This window comes from Aureimonas ureilytica (genome assembly GCF_001475935.1).
GTDB classification, from domain to species: Bacteria; Pseudomonadota; Alphaproteobacteria; order Rhizobiales; family Rhizobiaceae; genus Aureimonas; species Aureimonas ureilytica_A.
Genome location: NZ_LDQA01000010.1, coordinates 42,704 through 56,641, shown reverse-complemented (window position 1 = coordinate 56,641; position 13,938 = coordinate 42,704). Strand labels below are relative to the sequence as shown.

The following is a 13,938-nucleotide window of genomic DNA, read 5'->3' as shown; positions in this document are numbered from 1 at the left end:
ATGACCGAGCGAAAAGGGAAATGGCCCGGCCGCGAACGGCCGAGCCGGGAGGACATCAGTCTTCCAGAACCCAGGTGTCCTTGGTGCCGCCGCCCTGGCTGGAATTCACCACGAGCGAGCCCTCTTTGAGCGCGACGCGCGTCAGCCCCCCCGGAATGATCTTCACGCTATCGGACACGAGCACGAAGGGGCGCAGGTCCACATGGCGCGGCGCGAGGCCTTTTTCGGTGAGGATCGGGACGGTGGACAGGGCCAGCGTCGGCTGGGCGATGTAGTTTCCAGGGCGCGCGCGCAGCTTGGCGGCGAAGGCCTCCCGCTCGGCCTTCGAGGCCGCAGGGCCGACCAGCATGCCGTAGCCGCCCGAGCCGTGCACTTCCTTCACCACCAGGTCTTCGAGGTGCTCCAGCACGTAAGAGAGGCTCTGTTCCTCGGCGCAGCGCCATGTCGGCACGTTTTCGAGAATGGCCGGCTTGCCCGTGTAGAACTCGACGATCTCCGGCATGTAGGAATAGATTGCCTTGTCGTCCGAAATGCCGGTGCCCGGCGCATTGGCGATGGTGATGCCGCCGTTGCGATAGACGTCCATGATGCCGGGAACGCCGAGCACGGATTCAGGCCGGAAGACGTCCGGGTCGAGGAAGGCGTCGTCCACCCGGCGATAAAGGACATCGATCGGCACGTAGCCTTGCGTCGTGCGCATGGCGATCCGGCCGTCCACCAGCTTCAGGTCGGTGCCTTCCACCAGTTCGACGCCCATCTGGTCGGCGAGGAAGGCGTGCTCGTAATAGGCCGAATTGTGGATGCCCGGCGTCAGCACCGCAACGCGCGGCGTGCCCTTGCAGGCGGGCGGGGCGACCGCCTGAAGCGAGCGGCGGAGATGGCGCGGATAGGTTTCCACCGGGCGCACGCGATTCTGCGCGAAAAGCTCGGGAAACATCTGCATCATCGTTTCCCGGTTCTCGATCATATACGAGACGCCGGAGGGCGTGCGGGCATTGTCTTCCAGCACGTAGAACTGGTTCTCGGCCGTGCGCACGATGTCGACGCCGATAATATGGGTATAGACGCCGCCGGGCGGTCGGAAGCCGACCATCTGCGGAATGAAGGCCTCGTTGCCCTTGATCAGCCGCTCGGGAACGATGCCGGCCTTCACGATCTCCTGGTCATGATAGATGTCGTCCAGAAAGGCGTTGAGCCCGCGAACGCGCTGTTCGATGCCTTCCGCGAGCTTCGACCATTCGCGGCCGGAAATGATGCGTGGAACGAGATCGAAGGGGATCAGGCGCTCGGCGGCTTCCTCATCGCCATACACGTTGAAGGTGATGCCGGTGCGGCGAAAGAACCCTTCGGCCTCGGTGGCCTTGCGCGAAAGAGTCTGGGGAACCTGCGTCTCGAACCAGGAATGGAAGCGGCGATAAGGATCGCGAACGCCTGCTTCGCTCGCCAGCATTTCGTCGAATGCGCTCAACCCAACCCCCCGATTTATCAACCATCACAAGAATGGCCTAAACCGTCCAAATGCCAAGCCTCGTGACGCGGCATGGCTGATATTCCGTCGCGTCGAGCGGTCTCGGGTCAGGCTCGGGCGGTCACGTCGCTTATTCCGGCGGCAAGGCGTGGCGTGAATCGAGGCATCTGCCAAATGGATGGGCGGAGGGCCAGGCCGTCGAGGACGCGGTCTCCCGGTTCGAAAGCAAGTCTCGAATCAGAGGGCTCGCAATCATGTGAACGGGAAGGGAGGCCCACGAAGCATGGGATCTCGCGGATCGGTCCATCGGCTTGAGCGCTGGATGGTTCTCGCTTCGGCGGCGAGGTATCCCGATGGAATGAGTCTCGCAGGTCGCGACTAGCCGGCGGGGCAGGGTGATCCTCCGCCGCCTTCGTTGGGCGCGTCTCAGCCCTGCGCGAGCGAGGCGTGATAGGCAGCCAGCACCTCTCCGATTTCGCCCTGCATCCGCATACGCCCATGTTCCATCCAGATGCCCGTCTGGCACCACTGACGCAGCATGTCGTCGGCATGGGAGGCGAGAACGAGGAGACCGGCTTCGCCGATGAAACGGCTCATCCGCTCGCGCGCCTGAGCGATGAAGGCCGCGTCGCCCGCGCCGATGCCCTCGTCGATCAGCAGGATGTCGGGGCGGATCGACGTCGAAACGGCGAAGGCGAGACGCGTCGCCATGCCCGCCGAATAGGTTCGGATCGGCATGTCCAGAAACTCGCCGAGATCGCTGACGAGGGCGATGTCCTTTGCGCGCTCGTGAATCTCGCGCTTGGAATAGCCGAGCAACATGCCGCGCAGGATGATGTTGTCCCAGCCCGTCGCGTCCGGGTCCATGCCGAAGCCGATGTCGAACATCGGCGCCACATCGCCCTCGACGCTGACGCGGCCTCCCGTCGGCGCATAGATGCCGGCGATGACGCGCAGCATGGTCGACTTGCCCGCGCCATTGTGCCCGATCAGGCCGACGCGCGTGCCGTGCGTCAGGTCGAAGGAGACATCGTCGATGGCCCGAACCGACATCCGGCCGCTGTCGCGCGGCTGGATCTGGCCGCCCGTCGCGGCCGACAGAACATTGTTCTTCAGCGAGCGATTGCTCGCGTTGAAGACGGGAATGTCGACCGAGACGTTCTCGAACTTGATCGAAGCCATTCGGGATCAGGCCCAGTAAGCGATGCGCGGACGATAGCGCGCGAAGAAGTGGAAGGCGACGAAGCCCATCGCCAGCGTGATGGCGATGCAGACGCCCCAGTTTTCCAGCGAGGCGGCATGGCCGAGCAGGGGATCGCGGATGATCTCGATGAAGTGATAGAAGGGATTGGCGTGGAGAAACAGCGCGCGCTCGGGCACCTGCTTCGCGTCCCAGAGGATTGGCGTCATGAAGAAGACGATCTGCACGACGCTTTGAATGATCATCGGAATATCACGGAAGCGAGCGCAGAGTGGCCCGAGAATCATGGCCATGAAGAAGCCGTTCGCCGTGATCAAGACGAAGGCCGGAAGGAACATCAGCCCGTTCAAGCCCGGCCAAAGCCCGAAATAGAGAGCGACAGCGATATAGATAATGAAATTGTGCCCGAAGGTGATGATCTGCCGCCAGACGAATTGGTAGATATAGATGCTGAGCGGCATCCGAACCTGCCGCACGGACGAGGCAGCGGATGAATAGACGTCGCAGCTGCCCACGATCAAGCCGCTGATCAAGCCCCAGGTGATGAAGCCGACCGCCAGGAAGGGCAGATAGTCCTGAATGGGCTGCTTGAAGATCTGGGAATAGAGAACGCCCAGACCCAGCACCATGAAGCCCATGGACAGGGTCAACCAGAAAGGACCGAGGAGCGAGCGCTGATAATGCTTGCGCACGTCGCGCCAGCCGAGAAACAGCCAGAGTTCACGCAGGCCGAGCCCCTTGGAAAAGTCCGCAAGGCATTCGCGCATCCGGTCCGCACGGTCGGATCGACCGTTCGAGACATAGACAGGAGCATCCGTCGAAGACATTCTGCCGATGGTCCTTTCCAGCAGGCATCGCGGCGGCCTGGGCGCGTCATGCGCCATCGGCCGCCAAGGCCGGGCGGGAAGAGCCGCCCGGCGAAGTCGCGCTGATATAGGTTCGCCTCGCCTGCGACAAGCGAGGCTGACGATCAGAGGCCGCCGGACGCGATCTTCTGGAGATAGATGCCGTATTGGCTCTTGCCGAGTTCCTTGCCGAGGCGCGTCAGCTGATCGGCGTCGATGAAGCCGAGGTTGAAGGCGATCTCTTCAGGGCAGCACACCTTGAAGCCCTGGCGATGTTCAAGCGTGCGCACGAACTCCGCCGCCTGAAGAAGGGAATCGGGCGTGCCCGTGTCCAGCCAGGCGAAGCCGCGACCCATGCACTCGACGCTGAGCGAGCCTTCTTCCAGATAGACCCGGTTGAGATCGGTGATCTCCAGCTCGCCGCGCGGCGAGGGTTTGAGCGAACGGGCGATCTCGGAGGCGCGTCCGTCGTAGAAATAAAGACCCGTCACCGCCCAGTTCGACGCGGGCTTGACAGGCTTTTCCTCGATCGAGGTGGCACGCCCCTCTTTATCGAAGGCGACGACGCCGTACCGCTCGGGATCGTTGACGTGGTAGGCGAAGACGCTCGCGCCGCTGTCGCGCTGCACGGCACTGCCCAGAAGCTCAGGCAGACCGTGGCCGTAGAAGACGTTGTCGCCGAGAATCAGGGCCGACTTTTCGCCGCCGACGAAGTCCTCGCCGATCAGATAGGCCTGAGCGAGGCCATCCGGGCTCGGCTGCTCGGCATAGGTGAACTTCATGCCCCAGCGCTCGCCCGTGCCGAGCAGCGCGCGGAAGCGCGGCAGGTCGTGCGGAGTCGAGATGATGAGAATATCCTTGATCCCGGCGAGCATCAGCACCGACAGCGGATAATAGATCATCGGCTTGTCGTAGACCGGAAGCAGCTGCTTCGACGCCGTCAGCGTCATCGGGTGCAGCCGGGTGCCGCTTCCACCCGCCAGAATGATCCCCTTCATCGCCATGCCTCCATCCGTCCTGTTAACCCATTCCGCTCGTGCAGGCCTGGCCGGGGCAGTTCGCGCTGCTTCCCTTCTTGCCGCAATGCGGGCAATAACTGTAAACGCGTTCAAAACCAACAGGCGAAGGTTGTTTCATGCTCGAAGTCCGCGCTCTGGAAATACCGGACGTTCTGGAAATCACACCGAGAAAATTCGGGGACGAACGCGGCTTCTTTTCGGAAACCTTCAATCGCGAGCGTCTGCGCGCCAGTGGCGTGGACAAGGACTGGATGCAGGACAATCAGTCCTACTCGGCCGAGGCCTTTACGTTGCGGGGCCTCCATTACCAGGAGCCGCCTTTCGCGCAGGACAAGCTCGTGCGCGTGCTTCGCGGCAAGATCCTGGATGTCGCGGTCGATATCCGCCTGAAATCGCCGACCTATGGGAAGTGGGTCGCGCTGGAGCTTTCGGCCGAAAGCTTCAACCAGATTCTGGTGCCCGTCGGCTTCGCGCATGGCTTCGTCACGCTCGTGCCGCACACGGAAGTCTTCTACAAGGTAAGCGCGCCCTATAGCGGGCAGCACGACCGTTCGATCCGCTTCGACGATCCGGACTTCGCCATCGAATGGCCGCTGGGAGGGCGTCAGCCCATCCTCTCCACCAAGGACGAGGCCGCGCCGCATCTTCGCGACATCGAGTCGCCCTTCGTCTACGAGGCCTGACCATCATGAAGATTCTCGTCACCGGCGGCGCCGGCTTCATCGGCTCGGCCGTCTGCCGGCATCTGATCAATGACACCGATCATTCGGTGATCAACTTCGACAAGCTGACCTATGCCGCCAGCCTGTCCTCCCTCGATTCGATCGCCTCGAACCCGCGCTATGCCTTTGTGAAGTGCGATATTCTCGATCGCGCCTTCGTGCTGGATCTGCTGCGCCGCGAAGCGGTCGATGCGATCATGCATCTGGCCGCCGAAAGCCATGTGGATCGCTCCATCGACGGGCCGGGCGACTTCATCCAGACCAATATCGTGGGCACCTACGAGCTTCTGGAAGCGGCGCGCGCCTATTGGTCCAGCTTGGAAGGCGAGAAGAAGTCGGGCTTCCGCTTCCACCATATCTCGACCGACGAAGTGTTCGGCGATCTGCCGCTGGACGACAGCCTTTTCACCGAAGACACGCCTTATGCGCCGTCCTCGCCCTATTCGGCATCGAAGGCGGCGTCCGACCATCTCGCGATGGCCTGGCACCATACCTACCATCTGCCGGTCGTCCTTTCGAACTGCTCGAACAATTACGGTCCCTACCATTTCCCCGAGAAGTTGATCCCGCTGATCATCCTCAACGGTCTGGAGGGCAAGCGCCTGCCGGTCTACGGCAAGGGCGAGAACGTGCGCGACTGGCTCTATGTCGAGGATCACGCGCGGGCTTTGGCGCTGGTCGCGACCAAGGGCGAGCTTGGCCGGTCCTACAATATCGGCGGGCGCAACGAGCGCTCCAACCTGACCGTGGTGGAGACGATCTGCGACACGCTGGATCGCCTGTCGCCGCTGCCCGATGGCACCAAGCGCCGTTCGCTGATCGACTTCGTGACCGATCGTCCGGGCCACGATCTGCGCTATGCGATCGACGCCACGCGCATCGAAACGGAACTGGGCTGGAAGGCGCAGGAGACGTTCGAGACCGGCCTCGAAAAGACGGTTCGCTGGTATCTCGACAACAAGGATTGGTGGCAGCCGATCCGCGAAGGCCGCTATAGCGGCGAGCGTCTCGGCGCGAAGGCGTGACGGCGATGCGGCTTCTCGTGACGGGGCGCGACGGTCAGGTCGCGCAGGCGCTTCTGGCGCTCTCGGGTTCCGATGTGGACGTGGTCGCGCTCGGCCGTCCGACGCTCGATCTCACCGATCGCGCCTCGATCGAGCGCGCCATCGCCGAGCATCGGCCCGACGTGGTCGTGAACGCCGCCGCCTATACGGCGGTGGACAAGGCGGAAAGCGACGAGGCGGCAGCCTATGCGGTCAACGCCGAGGGCGCCGGCCACGTTGCGGCTGCCGCCGCCGCGGCTGGGCTTCCGGTTGTTCATATCTCGACCGACTATGTCTTTGCTGGTGATAAGGCGGGACCCTATGTCGAGAGCGATCCGACTGGGCCGCAGGGCGCCTACGGCCGCTCCAAGCTCGAGGGCGAGCGGCTGGTCGCCGAGGCCAATCCGAACCACGCGATCCTGCGCACGGCCTGGGTCTACGGTCCCTATGGCGCGAACTTCCTGAAGACCATGCTGCGCCTGTCGCAAACGCGCGATCTCTTGCGCGTCGTCGCCGATCAGCGGGGAACGCCGACCTACGCGCCCGATATTGCCGAGGGCATCGTCGCCGTATCCCGCGCGCTCGAGAGTGCGCCGGGAGATGCATCGAAGCGCGGTGTGTTCCACATGGTGTCGGAAGGGGAGACGACCTGGGCCGGTTTCGCCGAGGCGATCTTCTCACGTCTGGCCGAGACAAGTGGCAAGCACGTGACGGTGGAGCCGATCACCACGGCCGATTATCCGACGCCCGCCAAACGCCCGGCCAATTCGCGTCTCGACACGACACGCTTCCGTCAATCCTTCGGCCATAGCCTGCCCGAATGGACCGAAGGCGTGTCCCGCTGCATGGCGGCTCTGGCCGCGAACGAGGCTCCTTGAAACACGACGTTCCCGTCATCTTCGTCCATGTCTTCTACCCCGATGTTTGGGCGGAGATGGCCGAGGAGATCGCCCGAAGCTTCGATCGGCCGTTCGAGGTCGTTTTGACCTGCCCGAATCCGGCGCTCGAACTGGTGAGCGTGCAGAGCCCGCATCTCGTGCGTCAAAGACGGATCGACGTCGAGAATCGGGGGCGGGACGTCCTTCCTTTCCTTCTCGCGCTGAAGGAGGTGGGTCCGAATTTCGAGATCGGCTTGAAGCTCCACACCAAGCGCTCCAAGCACCGCAGCGACGGAGAAGCGTGGCGGCTGCATCTGACCGGCACGCTGCTTCGCCCTGCTGCCGGCGAAACGGTGCCCGAACCGCTGGCCCTCATGGAAGAGGATACGCGCCTCGGACTGGTGGCGCCAGCCAACCATATGCTGTCCCTCGATAGCCGCATCGGCCTGAACGCGCGCGCCTTGCGCCGGGTGGCGGACGCTCTCCAGCTTCCTCTCGATCTCGAAGCGTTGGAGAGTGACCATTTCGCCGCCAGCTCCATGTTCTGGTTCCGGCGGAGCGCGCTCGAAGCTTTGAACGAGCCGAAGCTGAAGACCCTGTTCGAGCGCGAAAAGGGCCAGCTCGACGGAACGGTGGCCCATGCACTGGAGCGTCTCTTCGCGCTTTTGGCCGAGCGACGCGGCATGATTGCGACGGCCGCCGAAGCCGTTCCGGCCTTGCGCAGGGCGTCGCGCGAGGGGGCCTCGTTCAGTGAGATGGCGTCACTCGCCCGGACGGAACTACGGCCGCTCGAGAACCCGTTCATTCTTCCGGTGCCGGAGCTCTGGCGGCGTTATCCCCGCCTGATGCTGGTCGCCCATCATCTTTACCACCATCTGCCGCGACCGATGTTCGTCGTCGCGCGCGTGGTGTTCCGTATCATGATGCGGCGGCCGCGCCGTTCGATCTCGGGGTGAAACGGGAGGGGGCGAGCGGTTCTCGCTCCGCCCCCAAATTCCCCAGTGTCAGGCGACCTGAACGGCGCTCAACGATTCCGCCACCGCCTGCACGATGCGATCCTGTGTCTCGCCGGAAAGATAGGCGTGCATCGGCAAGCTTACGACCTCGCCGCATAGCGCTTCCGTCACGGGCAGCCCGTTGCCGCCGACCGGGAAGTGGCGATAGGCCGTCTGCTGGTGCAGGCCCTTGCCGTAATAGATGACGGTCGGGACGCCGCGCTCTTTCATCGCGGCCATGAAGGCGTCGCGCCGGCCGCCGGGCACCCGGATCGTGTATTGCGCCCAGGTGGACACGACATCGCCGGCGATCGTCTGAGGGGCGACGCCGAGCAGCATCTCACTGTAGCGCGCGGCAATGCGCATCCGCGCTTCGATCTCGCCGGCAAAGAGCGGCAGCTTCTCGTTCAGGACGGCGGCTTGGAACGAGTCGAGACGGGCAGTCAGGCCCAGCCGGACATTGTCATACTTGTCGCTGCCGCTGCCATGGATGCGAATGGAGCGCAGGATGGCGGCGAGCTCTTCGTCGTCGGTCTGGATCGCACCACCGTCGCCGTAGCAGCCGAGCGGCTTGGCGGGGTAGAAGCTGGTGGCCACGACATCGGCCCAGTACCCGGCGAGATGCCCGTCGCGCGTCGAGCCGAAGCCCTGCGCCGCATCGGAAATCAGCTTCAAGCCGAACTCGTCCGCCGTCGCGCGGATCGGCGCGTAGTCGGCGATCTGGCCGAACAAGTCCACTGCGATGATCGCGCGCGGGCGCAGCTCGCCTCGGCTGGCGATGGCCGCCACCGTCCGGCGCAGATGGGCGGGATCCATGTTGAACGTATCGGGCAGGACATCGACGAAAACGGCCGTCGCGCCGGTCAGGCCCACGACCTCGGCCGTGGCCGCGAAGGTGAAGCTCGGCACGAAGACGGCATCGCCCGGCCCGATGTTCCAGGCCATGAGCGGCATCAGGAGCGCGTCGGTTCCCGAGGCGCAGGAGATCGTCTCCTTCATCCCGCTGAAGGCCGAAAGCGCCGTTTCGAACTCGGCCACCTCGGGCCCCTGGATGAACGAGCCCTGATCCATGATCCGGCCGAGCCGCGCTTCGATCCGCTCGCGAATGAGATCGCGCTGCGTGGCCAGATCGATGAACGGAATCGGTTGGGTCATGTCGGGGTCCTCGTCAGAAACGGATGCGGCGACGCGCATCCGCAGCGTCTCAGCGCTCAGAGCCTGTTTGGAAACTCCCCGGCGGAGGGATGGCGAGGGATTTTTCGGTCTTCGGGCGGAGGCAAACGCAGTCGATGCCGGCGGCATCGGCTGATATTGACGACAAACCGAGGCCGTAAAAGAACCGCCGGACCGACCCGGTGGAGTTTCCAAACAGGCTCTAAAGCCTCGCAGCGCAAAAACCAAGCGAGGCGAAGGGAGGGCCTATCACGATTGATGGGCCGGGGCGCAAGCGCGTGATGGCGCTAGCCGAGACCCATGCGACGGTAGAGCGCGGCGACGGTCGCCATCACGTCCTCTTCCGTATAGCCGCTGCGCACACGGGCCGCCGCGCTTTCGCTCATGGCCGAGAGGCGCGCACGATCTTGCGCGAGTTCTTCGATCCGGGCCGCGAAGCCGGCGGCATCGCCGACGGGCAGAACATATCCGTCTTCGCCATCGCGAACGAAGTCGCGGCAGCCCGGCACATCCGTCGTCAGGGCCGCACGGCCGCAGGCCGCCGATTCCAGAAGCGTGCGGGGCAGACCTTCGCCGCCGCGTGAGGGTAGGATGGCCAGATCGTGCTCGCGCCAAACCGAGGCGATGTCGCCGGTCGGCCCATACCAGCGCAGGCCCGGCTCGCGCGACCAGTCGTGCAGCGTCTCCAGCGGTACGGCCTTTGGATTGGAGGGATCGGGCGAGCCGTAGAGGTCGAGCTCGACATTCGTGCCGTTCGAACGGGCGAGCCGAACGGCCTCGACCGCCGTGTCCACACCCTTCGACCAGAGAAGGCGGGCGACGAGGGCAAGGCGCAATGTTTCTCCCTCGGGCAGGGGGGAGGCGGGATAGCGTGCGGGATCGATGCCGGCACCATTGACGATCGTCACCTGGGGTGAAGCGGGGTCTAGACCGAGCAGGCGCGGGTCGTCACGGTTCTCGAACAGGTAATGCGTGCCGGCCGTCTCAAGCCCCCAACGCACGACGGTGCGAACGATCCGGCGGGCAAGGCGTGCCGTCCCGTCCTGCCGCGCGCCGAGAAAGCCGAGGCCGGTCAGTGCGAAGACGGTCCGCTTCACGCCTGCCAGCCGGGCGGCGAGGCCGCCGACGAGAATGGGCTTCAGCGAGATGCAATGAACGACATCGGGCCGCTCGCGGCGCAGGATGGCAGCCAGCCGCCGTGCCGTGTCCAGCGCGTGAAGCGGGTTGGTGCTCCGGCGCTCGGCCTCCAGCGCCACGACTCGGGCACCGGTCGCCTCGATGATTTCGGCATGATCGCGAACGCGCGTCACCACCACCACGTCCAGCCCAAGCTTCAGGCCAACGCGGGCCATGGGGAGGAAGTGAGACGCGAAGAACCAATCTTCGGTGACGACGAACAGGAGCTTGCGCAAGGTCGAACGGGTCCGCTGGGAGCGATGAGGTGCGGCTTATCGCGCTGCGAGCGAGGCGAATAGGGCGGTCAAGCCTCTCTCGGGACGAAAAGCGGCGATGCGTGGCGCCCGTGCGCTGGAAGAGCGAGAGGTGTTGCCTAACTCGCCTTCCATGACCCAGCGCGCATCCGAGACCATCACCCTGCCTGTCCACGAGCCGCTTCGCCCGCCCCCGGAGGATTGGCTGCTGGCCTATGCGGCGATCATGCCGATCACGGCGGGCGCGCTTTCGCTCTTCGTTCTGCCGGACTGGAGCGCGACGCTCCTGCCGCTGACACTCGTCTGGGCCGGGGCAATCGTGACGTTCCTGTCGGGCGTGCGGCGCGGGGTGAGCTTCCGTATGCCCGATGGCGCCCATCTCAGCCAGTTGGCGATGATGATGTGGCTTTTTCTCGCCGGCATAGGCTCGATCCTGCTGACCGGAGCCGGGCGGTTCGGCCTCGCGACAGCTCTTCTCCTCCTAGCTTATCTTTCGCTGGCGGTGCTGGACCCGATTGCCGCGCGCAGGGAGGAAGTGCCGAACTATTTCGCGGGACTTCGACCGATGCAGATGGGGTTGGCGGTCGTGTCCCTGATGGTGGTCGGTCTGCGCGTTGGCGGTTGGATTTGAGGGCTGGTGTTGCAGCGTAACGGGTACGTGCCGATCAATACGTCCCCTGGGTCGTGACGACGCACGAAATGTCAGGCGCATGACAGATTGGTGGGCTCTCCCATGACGACATCCATCCTCATCCTTCTCGGCTTCATCCTTTTCTCGGGGCTGATCGCCGCCAGCGGCATCGTCTTCAAACCAGGCACTTGGTATCAGGGGCTGACGAAGCCCTCTTGGACGCCGCCCAACCGCGCCTTCCCGATCGTCTGGAGCGTGCTTTACCTCCTGATCGCCATCAGCGGGTGGCTGGTCTGGCGGCAGGCCGGCTTCGTGATTATCCCGTTCGGCATCTTCCTGGGGCAGATGATCCTGAATTTTCTTTGGTCGATGCTGTTCTTCGGCAGGCGGCGGCCCGACCTCGCCTTTCTCGACATAACGCTGCTGGGCCTCGCCATCGCGGTCAATATCCTCGCCTTCTGGCCCTATAGCCGGACAGCGGCGCTTCTGCTCGTGCCCTATCTCGCCTGGGTCTGCGTCGCCGCCGCGCTCAATCTCAAGGTCTGGCAGCTCAATCGGGACCGCGGCACATTTGCTTAGACAGGTGTCTTGACGCGCGTTCGGTGCCTTGCCACTCCGGCTTATCACGAAGCGGGCCTTTCGCCTGCCGGGAGGTTTCATGTCCTATGCCATCTATCCTAGCCTGCGCGGGCGCACGGTCTTCGTCACGGGCGGCGCGTCTGGCATCGGGGCGGACATCGTGCGCGCCTTTGTCGATCAGGGCTCCAAGGTGGGCTTCGTGGATATCGATGCCGAGCGCGGAGCCAAGCTGGCCGAAGACCTGTCGGGCAAGGATTGCGACGTGGCCTTCGAGCCCTGCGACCTCCGCGATATCGACGCGCTGCGCGCTGCCTTCGCACGGCTCGAAGCTTGGCTCGGACCGGCCACCGTCCTCGTCAACAATGCCGCGCGGGACGATCGCCACGGCTGGGAGGACGTGACCCCGGATTATTACGACGAGCGCATCGCCACCAACCTGCGGCACATGTTCTTCGCCATCCAGGCCGTCGCGCCCGGCATGATCGCGGCCGGCGGCGGATCGGTCATCAATTTCGGCTCGAACTCCTGGTGGGAAGCGGGCGGCGGAATGCCGGTCTATACGACCGCGAAATCGGCCGTGCACGGCATGACGCGCTCCTTTGCGCGCGATCTCGGCCCCCATCGCATCCGCGTCAACACGGTGGTTCCCGGCTGGATCATGACCGAGCGCCAGAAGGAGCTTTGGGTAACGCCCGAGGCGCTGGAGGCCCATCTCAAGCGCCAATGCCTGCCGTTTCCGATCGAGCCGGTCTATCTGGCCCGCATGACCTTGTTCCTCGCCTCCGACGATGCGGCCATGTGCACCGCCAACAATTACATGGTGGAAGCGGGCTCGATCTGAGCCGGGGGCCTGCGCCGCTCTCCGCCTCGCTTCCCGGCGGCCGTGGGATCGGCTAGGGGAGGACATGTCCAGCGCCTGTTCAGCCGAAGCGACCCCGCTTCGGCTTCGGCCTATGCCTGAAAACAAATGGTGAGGGTCTTCTTCTTGAACGAAGGTTCCGGGGAGGGCTCTCGCGCCTGCCGGAGTGTGCCGTGCCCAGCCCCGAATATATCCTGACCCTGTCCTGTGCGAACCGTCCGGGCATTGTCGCTGCCGTGTCGCGGCATCTCTACGACAATGGCGCGGACATTCGCGAGGCGCACCAGTTCGACGACCCGGAAACCGGCCGCTTCTTCATGCGCGTGCGTTTCGCCATCGTGGAATCGGTGGTACGGGTCGAAAGCCTGACCACGGCCTTCTCCGCGATCGCCGAGCGGTTCGGCATGGATTGGCGCATCGCGGCCAACGATGCGCGCCAGAAGGTGCTGATCCTCGTCTCGCGCTTCGACCATTGCCTCGCCGATCTCCTCTATCGCTGGCGGATCGACGAGTTGCGCATGGACATCGTGGGCATCGTCTCGAACTACCCGCGCGAGACCTATGCCCATCACGATTTCGACGGCATTCCGTTTCACTATCTGCCGATCACGCGCGACACCAAGCCGCAGCAGGAGGCCGACATCATCCGCATCGTGGAGGAAACCGGTGCCGATCTCGTGGTGCTCGCGCGCTACATGCAAATCCTGTCGGACGAACTCTCGGCCTATCTCTCGGGCCGCTGCATCAACATCCATCACTCCTTCCTGCCCGGCTTCAAGGGTGCCAAGCCCTACCATCAGGCGCATCGGCGCGGCGTGAAGCTGATCGGCGCGACGGCGCACTATGTGACGGCCGATCTCGATGAGGGCCCGATCATCGAGCAGGATGTCGAGCGCATCTCCCATCATGACGCGCCGGAAGACCTCGTGCGCAAGGGGCGCGACATCGAGCGCCGCGTCCTGTCGCGCGCCATCGCCTGGCATCTCGACAACCGCGTGATCCTGAACAAGGACAAGACGGTGATCTTTCGCGATTGAGAGGCGGAACCTTTGCCGCGTTTCGCCACTATGGGCATCCCATTGATCGGGATGCCCT

The 13,938-nt window shown here is 64.2% G+C and carries 14 protein-coding genes; 8 read left to right on the top strand and 6 right to left on the bottom strand.

What is annotated here, in order from left to right; all coding sequences use genetic code 11:
• Positions 1-55 precede the first annotated feature (55 nt).
• The 4 genes from NS365_RS03965 to rfbA all read right to left on the bottom strand — a co-directional run bounded on the left by NS365_RS03965 (position 56) and on the right by rfbA (position 4,512).
• Complete coding sequence (locus NS365_RS03965; RefSeq protein WP_153003639.1) at positions 56-1,468, bottom strand: circularly permuted type 2 ATP-grasp protein; 1,413 nt, start codon at positions 1,466-1,468, stop codon at positions 56-58.
• A 426-nt stretch (positions 1,469-1,894) separates the two neighbouring features.
• Positions 1,895-2,650: an ABC transporter ATP-binding protein gene (locus NS365_RS03960; RefSeq protein ID WP_058598979.1), complete on the bottom strand. Its 756-nt coding sequence runs from the start codon at positions 2,648-2,650 to the stop codon at positions 1,895-1,897.
• A 6-nt stretch (positions 2,651-2,656) separates the two neighbouring features.
• Positions 2,657-3,496: an ABC transporter permease gene (locus NS365_RS03955; protein ID WP_058598978.1), complete on the bottom strand. Its 840-nt coding sequence runs from the start codon at positions 3,494-3,496 to the stop codon at positions 2,657-2,659.
• Positions 3,497-3,639: 143 nt separating this feature from the next.
• On the bottom strand, positions 3,640-4,512 hold the full coding sequence (rfbA, locus tag NS365_RS03950) for a glucose-1-phosphate thymidylyltransferase RfbA (protein WP_058599033.1): 873 nt from the start codon (positions 4,510-4,512) through the stop codon (positions 3,640-3,642).
• A gap of 137 nt (positions 4,513-4,649) precedes the next feature.
• Here rfbA and rfbC point away from each other — a divergent pair, with 137 nt between their 5' ends.
• From rfbC to NS365_RS03930, 4 genes are read left to right on the top strand one after another with little or no spacing between them, the layout of a single operon-like run.
• Positions 4,650-5,216, top strand: coding sequence for a dTDP-4-dehydrorhamnose 3,5-epimerase (rfbC, locus tag NS365_RS03945; RefSeq protein ID WP_058598977.1), 567 nt, complete (start codon positions 4,650-4,652; stop codon positions 5,214-5,216).
• Between the two features lie 5 nt (positions 5,217-5,221).
• The gene (rfbB, locus tag NS365_RS03940) at positions 5,222-6,280 is read left to right on the top strand and encodes a dTDP-glucose 4,6-dehydratase (RefSeq protein WP_058598976.1); all 1,059 of its coding nucleotides are present in this window, start codon (positions 5,222-5,224) and stop codon (positions 6,278-6,280) included.
• A 5-nt stretch (positions 6,281-6,285) separates the two neighbouring features.
• Positions 6,286-7,176, top strand: coding sequence for a dTDP-4-dehydrorhamnose reductase (gene rfbD, locus NS365_RS03935; RefSeq protein WP_058598975.1), 891 nt, complete (start codon positions 6,286-6,288; stop codon positions 7,174-7,176).
• Positions 7,173-8,132: a rhamnan synthesis F family protein gene (locus tag NS365_RS03930; protein WP_058598974.1), complete on the top strand. Its 960-nt coding sequence runs from the start codon at positions 7,173-7,175 to the stop codon at positions 8,130-8,132. Before rfbD ends, NS365_RS03930 begins: the two co-directional genes overlap by 4 nt.
• Positions 8,133-8,180: 48 nt before the next feature.
• Here the strand turns inward: NS365_RS03930 and NS365_RS03925 are convergent, their stop codons facing one another.
• Together NS365_RS03925 and NS365_RS03920 are read right to left on the bottom strand one after the other, a co-directional pair.
• A complete protein-coding gene (locus NS365_RS03925) occupies positions 8,181-9,326 on the bottom strand; it encodes a DegT/DnrJ/EryC1/StrS family aminotransferase (RefSeq protein WP_058599032.1) in 1,146 nt (381 codons plus the stop codon).
• Positions 9,327-9,631: 305 nt separating this feature from the next.
• Positions 9,632-10,756, bottom strand: a complete 1,125-nt coding sequence (locus NS365_RS03920) for a glycosyltransferase family 4 protein (RefSeq protein ID WP_058598973.1) — start codon at positions 10,754-10,756, stop codon at positions 9,632-9,634.
• A 151-nt stretch (positions 10,757-10,907) separates the two neighbouring features.
• Here NS365_RS03920 and NS365_RS03915 point away from each other — a divergent pair, with 151 nt between their 5' ends.
• The 4 genes from NS365_RS03915 (at position 10,908) to purU (ending at position 13,880) form a co-directional block, all read left to right on the top strand.
• The gene (locus NS365_RS03915; protein ID WP_058598972.1) at positions 10,908-11,405 is read left to right on the top strand and encodes a DUF3429 domain-containing protein; all 498 of its coding nucleotides are present in this window, start codon (positions 10,908-10,910) and stop codon (positions 11,403-11,405) included.
• 102 nt (positions 11,406-11,507) lie between these two features.
• Positions 11,508-11,984, top strand: coding sequence for a TspO/MBR family protein (locus tag NS365_RS03910; protein WP_058598971.1), 477 nt, complete (start codon positions 11,508-11,510; stop codon positions 11,982-11,984).
• Positions 11,985-12,063: 79 nt separating this feature from the next.
• On the top strand, positions 12,064-12,825 hold the full coding sequence (locus NS365_RS03905; RefSeq protein WP_058598970.1) for an SDR family NAD(P)-dependent oxidoreductase: 762 nt from the start codon (positions 12,064-12,066) through the stop codon (positions 12,823-12,825).
• A 191-nt stretch (positions 12,826-13,016) separates the two neighbouring features.
• Positions 13,017-13,880: a formyltetrahydrofolate deformylase gene (purU, locus tag NS365_RS03900; RefSeq protein ID WP_058598969.1), complete on the top strand. Its 864-nt coding sequence runs from the start codon at positions 13,017-13,019 to the stop codon at positions 13,878-13,880.
• Positions 13,881-13,938: the final 58 nt, after the last annotated feature.